We start from the raw sequence: 16,691 nt of genomic DNA on the forward strand, positions 1-16,691 counted from the left end.
CCCAAACCTGGGAAATCTCTAACCGCGTTCAAGGAACGCCTCCTTTTCGGGGTTCAAGTAGTCATCAATGGTCGCGGCAAGGACCGGCTGGTGCCGCAGTGCCGGGTCCTCGGCCACCAGGGCCTGCGCGTCTGCGCGGGCACGGGCAATGAGGTCCTCATGCTCCAGGACACGGAGCAGCTTGAGCGTGGACCGGCCACCTGATTGGGAAGCGCCAAGGATATCGCCTTCACGGCGGAGTTTCAGGTCTTCCTGGGAGAGCTCGAACCCGTCGGTGGTGGACGCCACAGCCTCCAATCGTCGACGACTCGGGTGCCCGGGCTCCAATGTAGTAACCAGCAGGCAAGTTCCTGGCAGGCCGCCACGGCCCACCCGTCCGCGAAGCTGGTGGAGTTGTGAAATACCAAAGCGCTCGGCGTCCAGGATCACCATCAGGGTGGCATTGTGGACATCGACACCCACCTCAATGACAGTGGTGGACACCAACACCTTGGTTTGGTTTGCCGCGAACGATGCCATGGTTTCGGTCTTAAGCAGCGGATCCTGCCGGCCATGGAGGGGCGCGATAGTCACTCCGGCCAACGAAGGCTCCTCCACAAGGCTTTCGACGACGGCAGTCACCGAGGCAAGCTCGCGGCCCGGACCTTCGTCCGAGAGTTCCGCGTCTGTTGGTTCGGCCTCTCCGGGGCTGAAGTCGCCGTCGTCATCCGCGCCGATTTTGGGGCATACAACGTAAACCTGATGGCCGGCGTCGACTTCTTCCCGTGAGCGTTTCCAGATTCGATCCGCCCAGCCGGGGTTCTCCGCGAGCCCCACAACATGAGTGGAAATGGGGGCACGCCCTGCAGGGAGTTCATCCAGGATGGAGGTCTCAAGGTCGCCGAACACGGTCATCGCCACTGTGCGGGGAATCGGCGTGGCAGTCATAACCAGCAGATGCGGGGGTCGCTGGGCCTTGGCACGCAACGCGTCCCGTTGTTCCACGCCGAAGCGGTGCTGCTCATCCACAACGATCAAGCCGAGATCCTGAAAACTGGTTTTGTCGCTCAATAGCGCATGGGTGCCGATGACGATGCCGGCGTTCCCCGATGCGGCGTCGAGCATTGCCTGCTTCCTGGCAGCGGTGGGCATGGAGCCGGTCAGCAGCGTCACTTGGACGCCAGCCTGCCCGGCATCCGTACCGAGGATGCCTGCACCGAGCATGCCGGCGCCGCCGAACATGTGATCGCGGGCCAATGAACCCAAGGTGCGCCGGATGGAGTCGAAATGCTGTGCGGCCAAAACCTCGGTGGGGGCGAGGAGCGCAGCCTGTCCACCAGCATCAACCACCTGCAACATCGCCCGCAGGGCCACGATGGTCTTGCCGGAACCCACCTCACCTTGCAGGAGGCGATTCATTGGTGTGTCCTGGCCAAGTTCTTCGGAAAGTGTCTTGCCCACCGCAGTCTGGCCTGCAGTGAGCGTGAAGGGCAGGTTCCGGTCAAACGCGGCCAGAAGGCCGTCTGTGACCGGACGCCGGGCAGTGGCTTCCTCGGCGGCAAGCTGGGCACGGCGTCGCGCCAGTGCCGCCTGCAGCACCAACGCCTCTTGGTAGCGGAATCGTTCCTGTGCCCGCTGCCAATCCTTGGCCGTCTCAGGGGAGTGGATGAGGCGATAAGCTTCGGCCACACTGAGCAGCCCATCCCTGCTGACGATGGACTCCGGCAGCGGATCCGGCAGGGCGTCGAGGTCCACGGTTTGCAGCAGCGCGGTAATCACTTTGTGAATGGACCAACTTGTTAGCTTTGCCGTAGCGGGATAGACGGGGATGGGCATGGCTGCCAGCTTTTCCGGGTCAATGGAGCCGTCTGCGTCCGGATCCTCATCCAACAACAGGAAGTCCGGATTAGTCAGCCCCAAGGCGCCCCCGTAGCGGGTCACCTTGCCGGAAAACATCGCCCGGCGTCCCGGAAGGAGCTCCGCCTTGGCCCGGAACCCATTGAAGAAACTGACTTTCAGGGTGCCCGGGACGTGGTTTCCACCGGCTTCGTCGGTCACCACGACGTCCGTGATGGAACCCCGCCTGGCACGCATCTGACGGGTGCTGTTGGACAGGACCCGGGCAATCAGCGTGACTTCCTCGTCAAGGGGAAGGTTGCTGATGGGAGTAAGCTCGCCCCGGCTCAAATACCTGCGCGGAAAGTAGTTCAGCAGGGCGCCGGTTGTCTTGAGGCCAAGGTGCTTGTCAATGACCGAAGCCGAGCGCTTGCCGATCCTGCGTTCGAGGGGCAGTTCCAGCTCAGTATTCATGCCGTGACTGGCCCGGGGTGCTGCTGGGTTCTGCAGTTGGGGTTGCGTCCTGGTCCTGGTGTCCGCCTGCGGCATCGCGGGGCAGGGCAAGTTGGCTGACGGCAATGTCTGTGGGCTCCCCCAGCGACCGAATCAGCGCAACAGCTGGCGCGGGATCAGGTACGTGGACATGCACGCGCCAACGATAACTGGCTTCAATACCGGATTCGTCGTCGTCGTCAGGATTGCCTGCAGTATTGCCGACCTGGCTCATGATGACGGAATCGCCCATCTCATCCAGGCGTTGGCGCAGCACGGCTGCGTCCAAGGGCGAAAGGTTGATGGTACACATGACTTCCACGCCGTCGTCGGCCGGCATCTGCTGGTGGATGTGCGGATCCTGGAGCTGGTAGCCATGGAGGCTATCGAGGAGCTCCTCCTGCAACTCTTCACCGAGGACCGCAGAACGGAGGCAGTCCAGCACCAGCAACATACCTACACCGCCGGCATCCACCACGTGCGCCTCATGGAGCGGTGCGAGTTCGTCCTCGGTGCGAACGACGGCTTGGAAAGCGGCCTCCACCACTGCATCCAAAGCAAGGCCCAGGGCGTGGTTGCTGTCATCACCGTTCTGGGAAGAGTCCGCCGCCTGGGCCGCGTGGGCGGCTGCCTCAAGGACGGAAAGCATGGTTCCGGATACTGGCTCACTCAACGCCGACCAGGCCCGGATCTGGGCCCGGTTGAGGGCCGTGGCCAGAAGCGGCGCACTCAGGCGCGCTTTTCCGGCAAGTGGCTCGGCCGCCGCGCACAGGAAGACCGCAAAGAGGGTGCCCGAGTTGCCCCTGGCCTGTTCCATGGCAGCCTGACCGGCGCGCGAGAGCACGGCACCGACGTCGTTACCGGTTTCGATGGCGTCAGGAGCGGTTCCCCCCAAAGCTGACACAGCTGCCCGCGCGGTGAGATAAAGGTTGGTTCCAGTATCGCCATCGGCGACCGGGAAGATGTTGATCGCGTTGAGGCGGTCGCTATGGTTGCCAAGGACCACCTCTGTCTTGCCGAGCCAACGTTTCATGGCGTGCGCATTCGCGGCGATCTTAGTCTGCAAAATGATCCCATCCCACGGTGTCAGCAGCTTGCCCGGCAATCCGGACGCCGCTGCCCTGTGACTGGGCAACGGCCTGAACTGAGCCTATCGCAGTGAAGCCCTGAGGCAGCTGAATTCCCGCTGGGAACGTAGCCAGCAGCCCATGGTCTTCTCCCCCACCGAGAACCCAGGGCATTGAATCAACGCCCAGCAACGCGGCAGCTGGCTCCAGCGGAAGTGTGTGGGTTTTCAAGGCAACGGCGTCGAAGTCCAGGATAACGTTGCTTGCCGCAGCAAGCCTGCCGCCGTCCCGCAACAAGCCATCTGAAATATCCATCATTGCTGTGACCCCCGAACGCGCCGCCAGCGGCCCCGCAGCCAATGGTGGCACAGGGCGGCATTGGCTATCCATAAGTGCCCGTTGCCCGGATGTGAGCTCCTTCAAGGAGACATCGCTTTCCAAGAGAGCCAGTCCGGCTGCAGCACGCCCCAACGTGCCTGCCACCGCCACCACATCTCCGGCCTTCGCCCCGGAACGGAGCACGGGCGCCCGTCCAGCCAACGTACCTACGACGGCGACGGTCACCGCTATTTCTCGTCCACGGCCCAGGTCTCCCCCGGCTACGGAGCAATCAGGAGCGCCGAGCCCGATGATTCCAGCGGTGAGGCCATCTGCGAAGTCCTCAACCCACTCCACCGGTGTGGCTGGCGGCATGGTCAGGCTCACCACCAACGACGTGGCCGTGCCACCCATGGCATTGATGTCGCTGAGGTTCTGTGCGGCGGACTTCCAGCCGACGTCGTACCCTGTGGTTCGATAACCGTTGTTCCACTCCAGCCTGAAGTCCTGGTCCTGGGTCTGGGTATCGATGGAGATGAGCGTGCGGCCGTCCGTGGAGGCCACCAAGGCGGCGTCGTCACCGGGACCCAGGAGGATGCTGGGGCTGCTGTTCAGGCGAGGGAAGATCCGGGCCAGGAGCTCGGACTCGGAGAGGTCTGCGACTGTTGGATATTCTGTGGATGGCTGTTTTGGTGGCACGGCTCTACGCTATCGCGACACACCGACAAAATATCGCCGCAGCCTGTGAGGCCCGATCCGGCGGCAATGTGACTCCCGCAACTGTGCTTCAGCCACAAGCCGCATCAACCGCAATCCACCGGGACGCGTGGTCGGGATAGGCTGGACCAATGCACCGAAAGACCCTCCCGCGGACAGCCGTGGCCTTCACCTTGGCCACAATGTCCGTCCTCGCAGTGTCAGCCTGCGCACCCACTGTCGACGTCACGGCGGCCACTGACGCAGCCAATCCCGCCTGCGCACCCATGATGGTGGCGCTCCCGGACAAGATCGGCGACGCCGCGCTTCGCAAGACCAACAGCCAGGCCACGGCAGCATGGGGCGATCCCTCACAGATCATCCTGCGTTGCGGCGTCAACGTCCCCGGGCCAACTACTGACCGCTGCGTCAGTGTCAATGACATCGACTGGGTCATCAAAGAGGGCGATGGCGTCTACACCCTGACCACCTTCGGCCGCGAACCCGCAACGGAAATCCTGGTCGATCCTGTCAAACTGGAAGCCGCCAACATCAGCTCCGCCACAGTCCTCACCGAACTTGCGGCCGCTGCGGGCAAGATTAAAGCCACACGCCACTGCGTCGGCCAGGAAGACCTGCAGAACCTGCCAACCACAAAGTAGTGTTCCCCGGGTTAGCGCAGGCCCGTTTTTCGGGTCAGGGCCAAGTGGATGAGTTCATCGATCAGTTCGGGGTACGCCAGGCCTGAAGCCGCCCACATCTGGGGGTACATGCTCTTTGGAGTGAAGCCCGGCATGGTGTTGATTTCGTTGATGATCAATTCGCCAGCCGGAGTATAGAAGAAGTCCACGCGGCTCAGACCTTCCGCGCCCACGGCGTCGAAGGCGACAGCAGCCAATTCCCGTACGCGGGCAATGGCCTCATCCGGCATATCAGCCGGGCAACTCAGTGCAGCGGCACCGTCTTCGACGTATTTGGCAGCAAAGTCATAGAACTGGTGTTCGCCGATAGCCACCGCGATTTCGCCGGGCATGGAGGTGCGCGGCGCGTCGGTGCCCCTGCCTTGCAGGACGGCGCACTCGATTTCGCGCCCGACGATGCCGGCTTCGATGACCAGCTTCAGGTCGTGGCGGCGGGCTTCCTCGATGGCAGCATCCAGGCCCTCCAACGAGTCCACTTTGGAGATTCCCATGGAAGAGCCTGCACGGGCCGGCTTGACGAAGACCGGGAAACCGATCTTGTCCACGCGCTTGCGGACAGCCTCGGCATCCGTGAGCCATTCGCGATCGGTGACGGCAATGTAAGGGCCCACAGTCAGTCCAGCGGCTTCAAAAACTACCTTCATGAAGTGCTTGTCCATGCCCACTGCAGAGGCCAGCACTCCGGCACCAACATAGCGGGTGTCGGATAGTTCCAGGAGACCTTGAATGGTTCCGTCCTCGCCCCAAGGACCATGGAGCAAAGGAAAGACAACGTCCACGGAACCGAGTTCCTCAGGGATGGCATTCGGCGCAGTCACTATGAGCTGGTGCTCGCCGCCCACCTCGGCCAAGGTGACAGTCCGGTCCGACGGCGATACCTCAGGAAGTGCCGACGAACTCAAAGACCACTGGCTGGTATCCCCAGACGCAAGGACCCACTGTCCTGACTTGGCAATGCCAATAGGCACCACATCGTATTTGCTCTTGTCAATGGCACCCATGACGCCTGCCGCCGTCACGCAACTAACAGCGTGTTCGCTGGAACGTCCGCCGAAAAGGACCGCCACACGGGGTCTACGGCCGGTCACGGGGGTGGATTCTTCAGTCACAATCAGTAGTCGCCTTCGGACTTCAGTGCCCGGGCCAGCAATCGCGGCCCCAGGTCATCAACGGACATTTTGCCCTCAAGCACCGCCACAACGGCGGCCGTAATGGGCATTTCGACATTCAGTTTGCCCGCCAACTCGTGCACGGCAGGGCCGGACTTAATGCCTTCAGCGGTTTGCGTCATCTGTTCGGCCACCTGCTCGAGGCTGAGTCCCTCGCCCAACAGCCTTCCAGCTGTGTGATTCCGGGACAGCGCGGAGGAGCACGTCGCAACAAGGTCGCCGAGCCCTGCGAGACCGGCCATGGTGTGGGCTTCTCCACCCAACGCCAGGGCAAGCCGGGACGTCTCGGCAAGTCCGCGCGTGATGACGGAGGCTTTGGTGTTGTCCCCCATCTGGCGGCCCTCGCAAATACCCACAGCCAACGCGATGACATTCTTGACGATCCCACCGATCTCCACGCCTACAACGTCGGTGCTGGTGTAGGGACGGAAGTACGGTGCGGTGCAGCAGAGTGCGATTGCGGCGGCGGTATCGGCGTCGCTGCACGCAACCACGGACGCAGTGGGTTGTTCCCTGGCAATTTCCATGGCGAGGTTGGGTCCGGAAACCACCACCACGCGGGATTCCGGGATCCCAAGCTCCTGGGCGATGACCTCGCTCATGCGCGCGTCAGTCCCTAGTTCGAGGCCTTTCATAAGGGAAACGACAATTGCGTCCGGTGCCAGCAGGCGCTTCCATTCACCCAGCTGGGGCCGAAGCGATTGGGCCGGCACTGCCAGGACCACGAGTCCGGCATCCCGCAGGACCTCAGCAACATCCGTGGATGCCGTAACAGCAGGCGGAAGCTCGATATCCTTCAAGTACTGCTCATTGCGGTGCTCAGCATTGATCTGGTCAACCACCCCTGCGCGGCGTCCCCAAATCCGAATCTTCCGCTCCACCCCGCTACTGGCAGCGGCATCGGCCAGGATCTTGGCGAACGTGGTTCCCCAGGATCCCGCGCCCAGGACGGCGACGGTGTCCGGAGCAGGGACAGGGCTTTCACTTACCGTCATTTGCCGCCCTCCGATTCCGGATCCCCAGGAGAAGCTTCGTTGCCAGCGGGTTCAGCAGCCTTTTCAGGCGCTCCACCCGGTGCGGGAGTTGAACCCCGGGCGGGAGTTGAACCCCGGGCGGGAGTTGAACCCCGTTCCACGAACCGGCCATGCTTGGCCTGCTTATGGACGGCCGGATCCCACCGTTCGGCGGGTGCCTCCTCACCGCGGAGGGTTGCCAGGAGTCCGGTGACCGCGTCCATGATGACATCAGTAGCTTCAGACAGGGTTGCCCGGTCCATGGGCCGGCCCGCGAAGGAGCTCAGGTCCACGGGATCACCCACCAGAATCCTGACGGTCTTTCGAGGGAAGACGTGGAAGCGTTTGGCGTATCTGGGAAAAACCTCATGCGCACCCCAGTGGGCCATCGGAACAACCGGCGCACCCGTCTGCAACGCGAGCCGGGCAGCACCCGTGTGCCCCTTCATGGGCCACAGGTCCGGATCCCGCGTCAGGGTTCCTTCAGGGTAGATAATGATGGCGCCTCCGGCGTCCACCACATCTTTGGCCACTTGCAGCGAGCGGTTCGCTCCCGCCGTCGAGCGTTCAACCGGAATCTGTTGGGTCGCCCGCAGCAAAGCTCCCAGCACAGGGGCTTTGAAGAGTCCTGCCTTCGCCAGGAAGTGCGGTGGACGCTTCTGGTTGTACAGCATGTGCCCGATCACAATCGGATCAATCTCGGTGCAGTGGTTCGGTACGGCGATGAAGCCGCCCGCCGGGAGCTTCCCAGTGCCCTCCCACCTCTTGCCCATCAGGACGTTCATCAACGGACGCGCAATGCCCGCCAGGAGCATGAACGTGGCCCGGCTCTTGGCCGATTCCTTCAAAGGGTCCCCCGCTACTTGGTGGTGATGATGTCGAAATCGGCGCCCAGGCCAGCGAGCTTTTCCGTAAAGCGCTCATATCCGCGGTTGATGATATCGATGCCAGTGACCGTGGATGTACCTGTGGCTGCCAGCGCTGCGATGAGGTGGCTGAACCCCCCACGAAGATCCGGGATGTCGATATCGGTGCCCCGCAGGGGGGTCGGACCGGAGATCACTGCAGAATGAAGGAAGTTCCGCTGTCCGAAGCGGCACGGGACGCTGCCGAGGCACTCACGGTGGACCTGGATGTTGGCCCCCATGCGGGCCAGGGCATCCGTGAAGCCAAAACGGTTCTCGTAGACCGTCTCATGCACAATGGACACACCCTCGGCCTGGGTCAGGGCCACCACCAAGGGCTGCTGCCAATCAGTCATGAAGCCGGGGTGCACGTCCGTCTCCAGGACCAACGGGGAAAGCTTGCCTCCAGGGTGGTAGAAACGGATGCCGTCGTCGCCAATGTCCATGCCGCCCCCCACCTTGCGATAGGTGTTCAGGAAAGTCATCATGTCCCGCTGCGAAGCGCCTTCAACAAAAATGTCGCCACGGGTGACCAGCGCGGCCGAGGCCCAGGACGCTGTTTCGTTCCGGTCCGGAAGGGCCCGGTGGTTATAGCCGCCCAGATCCCTGACACCCTCTATACGGATGGTGCGATCGGTCTGGACGCTGATGATGGCGCCCATCTTCTGCAGCACGGCGATGAGATCGATGATTTCGGGCTCAGTTGCTGCCCCGCTGAGCTCCGTGATTCCTTCCGCCCTCGTAGCGCTCAGCAATACTTGCTCGGTTGCGCCAACAGACGGATACGGAAGGGAAATCTTGGCCCCATGCAGGCCGTTGGGCGCGGAGATGTGGATGCCACCAGGGCGCTTTTCCACAACGGCACCAAACTGGCGCAGGACGTTCAGGTGGTAGTCGATAGGACGATCGCCAATTTTGCAGCCACCAAGGTCCGGAATGAAGGCCTCTCCGATTGCGTGGATCAGTGGACCGCACAGCAGGATCGGAATGCGCGAATCGCCGGCATGCGCGTCAATAGCGGTGCTGGACGCCGTCTTGGCATCCTTGGGATTCAAGGTCAGGTCGCCCGTAGCGGGGTCCTTGACCACAGTCACACCGTGGAGCTTCAGGAGGCTGGTGACAACCTCCACGTCCTTGATTTCCGGCACGTTCCGAAGCACTGATGGTTCGCTGCCCAGCAACGCGGCCACCATGGCCTTGGGCACAAGGTTCTTGGCACCGCGAACGGTCACTCGCCCTGTCAACGGGACGCCACCGCGGATTGTCAGAACACTACTCATCTATACCGGTTTCCTCACGACTACTCGCCCCCCATACTTACAAAGGCTCCAGCTAAGCATAGAAGCTCGGGTTACCTAACCGAAATGGAGCCACCGCGTGGCGGGCACATCCGGCGTCCATCAATCCCCCGAAAAAAAGGACCGGCGAGCCTACCCTAAGGGGCCCGCCGGTCCTGTTCCGCAGCATTCCAGCCGCGGAGGGAAACATCGTGTGGTCTCAGCTTTTCGCCGGGAGCGTCTTCGGCTTGAAGGTAGGCCGTGTGGCCTCGTAGGCCGTGATGTCTTCCTCGTGCTGCAAAGTCAGCCCGATGTCATCAAGGCCCTCCAGGAGGCGCCAGCGCGTGTAATCGTCGATCTCGAACGGAGCCACGACATTGCCGCATTCCACCGTCTTGGAGACCAGGTCCACCTTGACCTCAGTGCCGGGGCTGTTCTCCAGGACCTTCCAGATGAGCTCGATGTCATCCTGTGCCACCTGGGCGGCCAGCAGGCCTTGCTTGCCTGAGTTGCCGCGGAAAATATCGGCAAACCGGGAAGACAGGACAGCCTTGAAGCCGTAGTCCTTCAAAGCCCAGACGGCATGCTCGCGCGATGATCCCGTCCCGAAGTCCGGGCCGGCCACCAGCACGGAGCCGGACGTGAAAGGAGCCTGGTTCAGGATGAATGACTCGTCCTTGCGCCATGCGGCGAACAGGGCGTCTTCGAAGCCTGTGCGCGTGATGCGCTTGAGGTAGACCGCCGGAATGATCTGGTCGGTATCCACATTGCTCTGGCGCAGCGGAACACCGATGCCGGTGTGGGTAGTGAATGCTTCCATGGGATCCTCCTAGACTGCGATTCCGGTCAATGTGCCTGCCGAAGCCGGTTCAAGGTCCGACGGCGAGCTCAACGTTCCGCGAACGGCTGTCGCAGCAGCCACCACGGGAGAGACAAGGTGCGTACGGCCACCCTTGCCCTGGCGACCCTCAAAGTTGCGGTTGGACGTTGATGCGCAGCGCTCCCCCGGTTCCAGCTGGTCCGGGTTCATGCCAAGGCACATGGAGCAACCGGCGAAGCGCCACTCGGCACCGAAATCCTTGAAGATTTTGTCCAGGCCCTCAGCTTCGGCTTCGAGGCGGACACGGGCGGAACCCGGAACTACGAGCATGCGGATATTCGGGTCCTTCTCGCGGCCGCGGATGATGTCAGCGGCAGCACGCAGGTCCTCGATCCGGGAGTTGGTGCAAGAGCCCAGGAAGACCGTATCCACACGGATGTCCTTCATGGGGGTGCCTGCCTCGAGGCCCATGTACTGCAGCGCGCGCTCCGCGGCGGCTTTGGCGTTCTCGTCGCCAAAGTCCTCAGGGGCCGGAACCTTGGCCGAGAGGGAAACGCCCTGGCCGGGGTTGGTGCCCCAGGTGACAAACGGCTCCAGGGTGTTGGCATCGAGGTCCACTTCGACGTCGAACGCAGCGTCGGCGTCGGTGTGCAGGGTGTTCCAGTACTCGATCGCGGCGTCCCAGTCATCGCCTTCGGGCGCATGCGGACGGCCCTGCATGTAGTCGTAGGTGATCTGGTCCGGAGCAACCATGCCGGCACGCGCGCCAGCCTCGATGGACATGTTGCAGATGGTCATGCGCGCATCCATGGACAGGGCCCGAATGGCGGATCCGCGGTATTCCAGGACATAGCCCTGGCCTCCACCGGTACCGATCTTGGCGATGACCGCCAGGATGATGTCCTTCGCGGTGACGCCCGGGCGCAGCGTGCCCTCCACGTTGATCGCCATCGTCTTGAACGGCTTCAAGGACAGCGTCTGGGTTGCCATGACGTGCTCGACCTCAGAGGTTCCGATGCCCATGGCCAGCGCGCCGAAGGCACCGTGCGTGGAGGTGTGGGAGTCGCCGCACACCACAGTCATGCCCGGCTGGGTCAGACCCAGCTGCGGACCCACGACGTGCACGATGCCCTGTTCCTTATCCCCCAGCGAGTGCAGGCGGACGCCGAACTCCTTGCAGTTGGCGCGCAGCGTCTCAATCTGCGTGCGGCTGGTCAGGTCCGCAATGGGCTTGTCAATGTCCAGGGTGGGAGTGTTGTGGTCTTCCGTCGCAATGGTGAGGTCTGTGCGCCGGAGCTTGCGGCCAGCCAAGCGCAGCCCCTCGAAGGCCTGCGGTGACGTCACCTCGTGGACCAAGTGCAAGTCAATGAAAAGAAGGTCGGGCTGGGCGTTGGCTCCTTCGCCTTCACCCTTGCGCACCACGTGCGCGTCCCAGACTTTCTCGGCCAGTGTCTTTCCCACGGCCTTGCTCCCTTCACTGAAGTTGGATGGTCTTCATCCACTGAACTGTTCTTCCAAGCACTGAACTCTTGCAACCACTGAACCAGCACGGTCGCAAAATAGGCCAGTGAAACAACTTGCATCTCAGATATTGAGACGGCAATATCATTACATGGACAATTCTAGTGGAGTCGGTGTCATTGATAAAGCGGCCCAAGTACTCGATGCCCTCGAGGCCGGGCCCACGACACTCGCACAGCTTGTAGCGGCTACGGGCCTCGCCCGGCCCACCGTTCACCGGCTCGCGCTGGCCTTGGTCCACCACCGCCTGGTCAGTCGCGACATCCAGGGGCGGTTCGTCCTCGGCAGCCGCCTGGTGGAACTCGCATCGGCGGCTGGTGAAGACCGGCTCATCGCTTCCGCGGGGCCAGTACTTATCCAACTGCGGGACGCTACCGGCGAGAGTGCCCAGATTTTCCGCAGGCAGGGCGATTGGCGCGTGTGCGTTGCCTCTGCGGAGCGGCCGATCGGCCTGCGCGATACCATTCCGGTGGGCACCCAACTGTCCATGAAAGCCGGCTCCGCGGCGCAGGTCCTCCTCGCTTGGGAAGACCACGACCGCCTGCTGGAAGGACTCCAGAACGCCCGCTTTACGCCCACCGTCCTCGCAGGAGTACGACGCCGGGGCTGGGGTCAGAGCCTTGGCGAACGCGAGCCTGGGGTCGCCTCGGTTTCCGCTCCCGTCCGCGGACCCTCCGGAAGGGTCATAGCTGCGGTTTCCATCTCAGGTCCGATTGAGCGCCTAACGCGCCAACCCGGACGGCTGCACGCCGAGGTTGTCTGCAATGCCGCCCGGGTACTTACCGAAGCCTTGCGCAAGAACAACGACTAGACCCGCTGTCTTTGAAGGGGGACGTCCATGAACACCTATGCCGTATTCCTCCGGGGCATCAACGTCGGCGGGATCAACATCAAGATGGCCGAGCTGAAATCAGCACTTAAGGCCTACCCGTTCTCTGACGTCAAGACACTGCTGGCCAGTGGAAACGTTGTCCTGAAGAGTGACTTGAGTCTCAAGGACGTCAAGGCCCAGTTCGAAAAGTGCCTGCGTGATTCCTTCGGCTACGACGCCTGGGTTGTTGTCCTCACTTCTTCGCGTGTGGCCGAACTCGTGGATGCCTGCCCGTACCCCGCCGACGACAAGACCACGCACAGCTACATAACGCTCGCCTCTGACAGGAACATGCTGGACGAACTCTTTGAGGCCGGCGAAGCCCTTGGTGGCGTGGAACAGGTGCGGCTTGGACCGGAAGCTTCCGCATGGCTTTCACCCGCCGGGGGAACGTTGGAAAGTCCCTTCAGCAAACTTTCCGCCAAACCGCGCTACAAGGCCAGCACCACAACGCGCAACCTTCGGACCCTTGTCAAAGTCAGGGACGCAGCCTCGGACCTTTAACTGCACACCTACCGTGCGCGCGCGGTTCTTAGTGCAGTATTGAAGGCGCTCAACCTGGCAATTTCCACCTCTACAGGTTCCACAATGCGCTGCTCGGCCACACCTGCGATAGCCGCTTTCAGTCTTTTGGCCACCCCTTTGGCGCGCAGGCGCGCGGCCCAGCCGCCGATGATTCTGCCGAAGACCGCAAGAACAATCCCCAGAATCACTCCGCTGGCCACCATCAACGTAGGCCAGGGCCATCCCTCGGTCCGCGGCACCTCGGGCACGGGCATTTGGAAATAGCCGAGCACGGCCAGGACCCCAAGCCAACCAAGGCCACCGATGGCCAGGAGAAGTGCGATCCATTGAAGTGAGTTGAACAACAACCACCAGAACGGGCGTTTTGATGTTTTGAGATCCGTCCCAGCGATGGCTTGGTCCAGGGCATCCGGCAGTTGCTCGCGGCCTTCCCTGGCCACACCACGGATGGACGCCCTCCACGGGCCAGGAGCGCCTTCCGAAGCCTCATCCACAAAATCACGCACCGCGGCATCCGTCCTCGCACGTTCGGGTGCGCCCGCCACCGGCAAGGAAGTCCGGTTGAGTTCGGGCCTGGCGTCCTGCCTGCCCAGGTTCAGCCTCCGCAGGGGATCAGGCCGGAAGCGCAGCAACCAGCGCGTCACGGGCCATCCCGTCCTGCGCGCCGATTCCCTCTTGAAGGATCGCGCTACCGCATCAACCACCACAGGTACGTTGGCCGCCGTCGACAATTCATTGGCGAGTTTAGCCTTGGTGTTTGCCTTGACGCCGCGAGCCTCGCCTGCACCTGAAACCTGGGACAGTTCGACGGCAGCCTTGGAGACGTCGGCAGCAAGGCGTTTTGTGGTGGCCTCCCTCTGGAGCACGACGTCCCGGATGGCACCACGGACGGCATCGATGCCTTCGCCAGTCAGTGCCGAGGCGCCCAAGACCCGAACGTCATCCAGACCGTCGCGCTCCAGGATTCCTTTCAGGGAATTAAGCACATCAGCGGTGTCAGCATCGTTAAGCTTGTCTATTTGGTTCAAGACAACAAACGTGACTGCTCCATGGGAAGCCATCGGGCGCAGGAAGTCGTTGTGCACGGCGGCATCTGCATACTTCTGCGGGTCCAGCACCCAGACCAGGACGTCCACCATCCCTACCAGTCGCTGGACAATCTGCCGGTTCTCCACTTTCGTTGAGTCAAAGTCAGGAAGATCAAGCAGGATCAGGCCGCTCTCAGCGTTGGCCAGGCCTGGGCCCTCGGGCAGGCTGTGCCGCTCCTGTACTCCGAGCCAGTCCAGCAGGGGTCCGCTGCCTTCCTCGCCCCAGATGCCTGCCAATGGCTCGGACGTTGTGGGCCTGCGGGCCGCGGCGGTAGCAAGATTGCTGCCGGAGACGGCATTGAACAAAGACGACTTGCCACTTCCTGTGGCTCCGAAGAAGCCGACAACCGTGTGCCCTGCCGACAACGAGCGTCTGGACGTGGCCCGCTCAAGGACCTCATATACGGATTGCAGTTCCTGCTCTGGCAGAACCCCTTCGGCAAGTTCCCGTGCGGTGTTGAGTGCTTCGAGCCGCCGCTGGAGCTGGGACGATTCCCGGATCTGGCTGTGCCGGCTCATGCTGCCCCCGCCAGTCGGCGGAGGGCCTGGGCGTGGCGGGCGAGGTCCATCCCGCCGCGCACGTCGCCGGGGTAGGGACCCGCGGCATCGAGGCGGCCGAGGAACCTGTCCCGCTCTTCCTCGAGAAGGCGTTGGCAGGAGGTCTGGAGATCGGCTCTGGCCTGTTGGGCCAGCCGCCGGACGGCATCCTCACCGAAGACAGCTTCAAGCAACTTCTGCCCCACAACAGCCGTTCCACCGGCAATACCTATCTCCAATCCGGTCAAACCGGCAGTCATGGAGAAAACCACCACCATCAGCGCTGCGCCAAGCCCGTTAACGCCGAAGGAGAGCCAACGGGCCTGCGTGCGTTTTTCCTGACCTTGGGTGCGGATCAGTTCCATGAGTCCTTCCTGCCAGGAGCGGATGGCGCCAGCGGCCTTCGCATCAAAGCCGGGACTGGTCCCTGAAAGATCTGCGGCACCCAGGAGCTGGCGGCCAGCCGTATCCGAGCGCCAGCGCCTGTCGACGTTTTCTGCGGCATTGGCGGCCTCATCAAGAATCACGGCTTGCAAACCTGTCTCGATCGCGGTCTCCACTTTCACAGCCGGGGCGGGTTCACCTCTGAAGAATGCTCCCATCCGGTCCCGCATACGCCCTATGTTCTGCTCCAGTGCACGGAAGAATTCACCCGTGCCCACAAAATCCTGCCATCGCGCCAGCACTTCCCCGCGGAGCAGGGCGCCGTCCTTGGTCGCTTCCAGAATGCGCAGTAGGGCGTCGTCGTATTCGTGAACGCAGGCCGAGCGCAGCTCACGGGCGGCAGCATCCTGGGCCGCAGCCGCAGCTGCAATAGCTTCAAGCCGGGCGCTCACTGCTTTGATGGCACCATTGAGCGTACGCCTTGCAACGTGTGCTCGTCCGGCCGCATCAGCGGCAAGGCTGGCCAGCCAAAGTCTCAATCCGCTGACAGCTTCGGGCGGCAGCATTCCCAAATCGTCCAAACCACTTTCCTGCACCACGAAGAGTTCCGCAGCAGCCAGGCCCTGACGATCCAACATCGCCTTTAGGTCCGTCCTGACTTCTTCCTCCGCTGCCGGTGGCACGCGGTCCAGCACCACGGCGACCGTGATGTCCCGCGAAGCCGCATCCAGGAGCAGACGCCACGGGACGGCGTCGGCGTATCTGTTTGCCGTGGTGACGAACACCCAAAGGTCCGCTGCGGCGAGCAGCTGGCCTGCGAGCCTCCGGTTGTTGTCGGAAATCGAATCGACGTCGGGCGCATCCAGAATCGCCAGGCCCTGGGGCACGTGGTCGTGCCCCACGAGCACGAGGGACGTGATTGCCTGGGCATCCGGTGCGATCCCGGCTTGATTTGCAGGCAACGGGTCCGTGGAAACCCTGCCCCTGATCCGCTCCAGGTTGGGAAGTATGCGCTGGCCCTCAAACCACTCCGCGTCCTGCGGGTGGTGCAGGAGAATGGGCTGGCGGGTCGTGGGCCTGATGGCCCCGGCACGTGTCACCGGGGAGCCCACCAGCGCGTTAACCAGCGTCGACTTACCGGCACCGGTAGAACCGCCGACGACGGCCAGCAGAGGAGCGTCCAGGCTGCGGTACCTGGGAATCACGTAGTCGTCGAGCTGGGCAAGGGTCTCCCTGATCCAGCGGCGCCCCTCTTCGGCTTCGGGCAGGGCCAAAGGCAGGGCGAGGCCGGCTAGTTCCGTACGCGCTGCTTCAAGGGTGTTGACAGCATCAGCCTGCGCTTTGGTCGGGACAGGACTGAGCCCTGCTCTTGTCGGCTCTTCATGTGCGGTCACAGCATCATCATGCCAGCCCAATGGCCGCCTGCGGCTCAGCGGGAGTGTCGGCTTGGCGGGAATGTCCATTTGGCCAGACTGTCCGATTGCGTGTGCGG

General features: G+C 62.8%; 14 protein-coding genes. 3 read left to right on the forward strand and 11 right to left on the reverse strand.

Going from position 1 to position 16,691, the window contains the following annotated elements; translation table 11 throughout:
* Positions 1-18: 18 nt before the first annotated feature.
* The 3 genes from ACZ5G6_RS15035 to thiL are packed head-to-tail and all read right to left on the reverse strand — an operon-like array spanning position 19 to position 4,391.
* Positions 19-2,289 carry an ATP-dependent DNA helicase RecG gene (locus ACZ5G6_RS15035; protein ID WP_498686285.1) on the reverse strand — a complete coding sequence of 757 codons (2,271 nt, stop codon included), beginning with the start codon at positions 2,287-2,289 and terminating at the stop codon, positions 19-21.
* Positions 2,279-3,340: a DAK2 domain-containing protein gene (locus ACZ5G6_RS15040; protein WP_498686287.1), complete on the reverse strand. Its 1,062-nt coding sequence runs from the start codon at positions 3,338-3,340 to the stop codon at positions 2,279-2,281. Before ACZ5G6_RS15040 ends, ACZ5G6_RS15035 begins: the two co-directional genes overlap by 11 nt.
* 22 nt (positions 3,341-3,362) lie before the next feature.
* Positions 3,363-4,391, reverse strand: coding sequence for a thiamine-phosphate kinase (gene thiL / locus ACZ5G6_RS15045; RefSeq protein ID WP_498686289.1), 1,029 nt, complete (start codon positions 4,389-4,391; stop codon positions 3,363-3,365).
* Between the two features lie 149 nt (positions 4,392-4,540).
* Here thiL and ACZ5G6_RS15050 point away from each other — a divergent pair, with 149 nt between their 5' ends.
* On the forward strand, positions 4,541-5,050 hold the full coding sequence (locus tag ACZ5G6_RS15050; RefSeq protein ID WP_223933299.1) for a DUF3515 domain-containing protein: 510 nt from the start codon (positions 4,541-4,543) through the stop codon (positions 5,048-5,050).
* 11 nt (positions 5,051-5,061) lie between these two features.
* Here the strand turns inward: ACZ5G6_RS15050 and ACZ5G6_RS15055 are convergent, their stop codons facing one another.
* The 6 genes from ACZ5G6_RS15055 to leuC all read right to left on the reverse strand — a co-directional run bounded on the left by ACZ5G6_RS15055 (position 5,062) and on the right by leuC (position 11,734).
* Positions 5,062-6,201 (reverse strand): D-alanine--D-alanine ligase family protein, encoded by a 1,140-nt coding sequence (locus tag ACZ5G6_RS15055; protein ID WP_498691896.1) that lies wholly within the window; start codon positions 6,199-6,201, stop codon positions 5,062-5,064.
* On the reverse strand, positions 6,201-7,253 hold the full coding sequence (locus tag ACZ5G6_RS15060; protein ID WP_223933301.1) for an NAD(P)H-dependent glycerol-3-phosphate dehydrogenase: 1,053 nt from the start codon (positions 7,251-7,253) through the stop codon (positions 6,201-6,203). Before ACZ5G6_RS15060 ends, ACZ5G6_RS15055 begins: the two co-directional genes overlap by 1 nt.
* Positions 7,250-8,119 (reverse strand): lysophospholipid acyltransferase family protein, encoded by an 870-nt coding sequence (locus tag ACZ5G6_RS15065; protein ID WP_498686293.1) that lies wholly within the window; start codon positions 8,117-8,119, stop codon positions 7,250-7,252. The genes ACZ5G6_RS15060 and ACZ5G6_RS15065 overlap by 4 nt, the downstream gene beginning before the upstream one ends.
* An 11-nt stretch (positions 8,120-8,130) precedes the next feature.
* Positions 8,131-9,456 carry a UDP-N-acetylglucosamine 1-carboxyvinyltransferase gene (gene murA / locus ACZ5G6_RS15070; RefSeq protein ID WP_498686296.1) on the reverse strand — a complete coding sequence of 442 codons (1,326 nt, stop codon included), beginning with the start codon at positions 9,454-9,456 and terminating at the stop codon, positions 8,131-8,133.
* 217 nt (positions 9,457-9,673) lie between these two features.
* The gene (leuD, locus tag ACZ5G6_RS15075) at positions 9,674-10,273 is read right to left on the reverse strand and encodes a 3-isopropylmalate dehydratase small subunit (protein ID WP_223933307.1); all 600 of its coding nucleotides are present in this window, start codon (positions 10,271-10,273) and stop codon (positions 9,674-9,676) included.
* Between the two features lie 9 nt (positions 10,274-10,282).
* Positions 10,283-11,734: a 3-isopropylmalate dehydratase large subunit gene (gene leuC, locus ACZ5G6_RS15080; protein ID WP_223933309.1), complete on the reverse strand. Its 1,452-nt coding sequence runs from the start codon at positions 11,732-11,734 to the stop codon at positions 10,283-10,285.
* 151 nt (positions 11,735-11,885) lie between these two features.
* Between leuC and ACZ5G6_RS15085 the strand changes: the two genes are divergently transcribed.
* Positions 11,886-12,605 (forward strand): IclR family transcriptional regulator, encoded by a 720-nt coding sequence (locus ACZ5G6_RS15085; RefSeq protein ID WP_014922101.1) that lies wholly within the window; start codon positions 11,886-11,888, stop codon positions 12,603-12,605.
* Positions 12,606-12,632: 27 nt separating this feature from the next.
* The gene (locus ACZ5G6_RS15090; RefSeq protein ID WP_223933311.1) at positions 12,633-13,169 is read left to right on the forward strand and encodes a DUF1697 domain-containing protein; all 537 of its coding nucleotides are present in this window, start codon (positions 12,633-12,635) and stop codon (positions 13,167-13,169) included.
* A gap of 8 nt (positions 13,170-13,177) precedes the next feature.
* Here the strand turns inward: ACZ5G6_RS15090 and ACZ5G6_RS15095 are convergent, their stop codons facing one another.
* Together ACZ5G6_RS15095 and ACZ5G6_RS15100 are read right to left on the reverse strand one after the other, a co-directional pair.
* A complete protein-coding gene (locus tag ACZ5G6_RS15095) occupies positions 13,178-14,797 on the reverse strand; it encodes a GTPase (protein ID WP_498686298.1) in 1,620 nt (539 codons plus the stop codon).
* Positions 14,794-16,662, reverse strand: coding sequence for a dynamin family protein (locus tag ACZ5G6_RS15100; RefSeq protein WP_498686301.1), 1,869 nt, complete (start codon positions 16,660-16,662; stop codon positions 14,794-14,796). Before ACZ5G6_RS15100 ends, ACZ5G6_RS15095 begins: the two co-directional genes overlap by 4 nt.
* Positions 16,663-16,691: the final 29 nt, after the last annotated feature.

This window comes from Arthrobacter sp. TmtSoilC51, assembly GCF_055388015.1.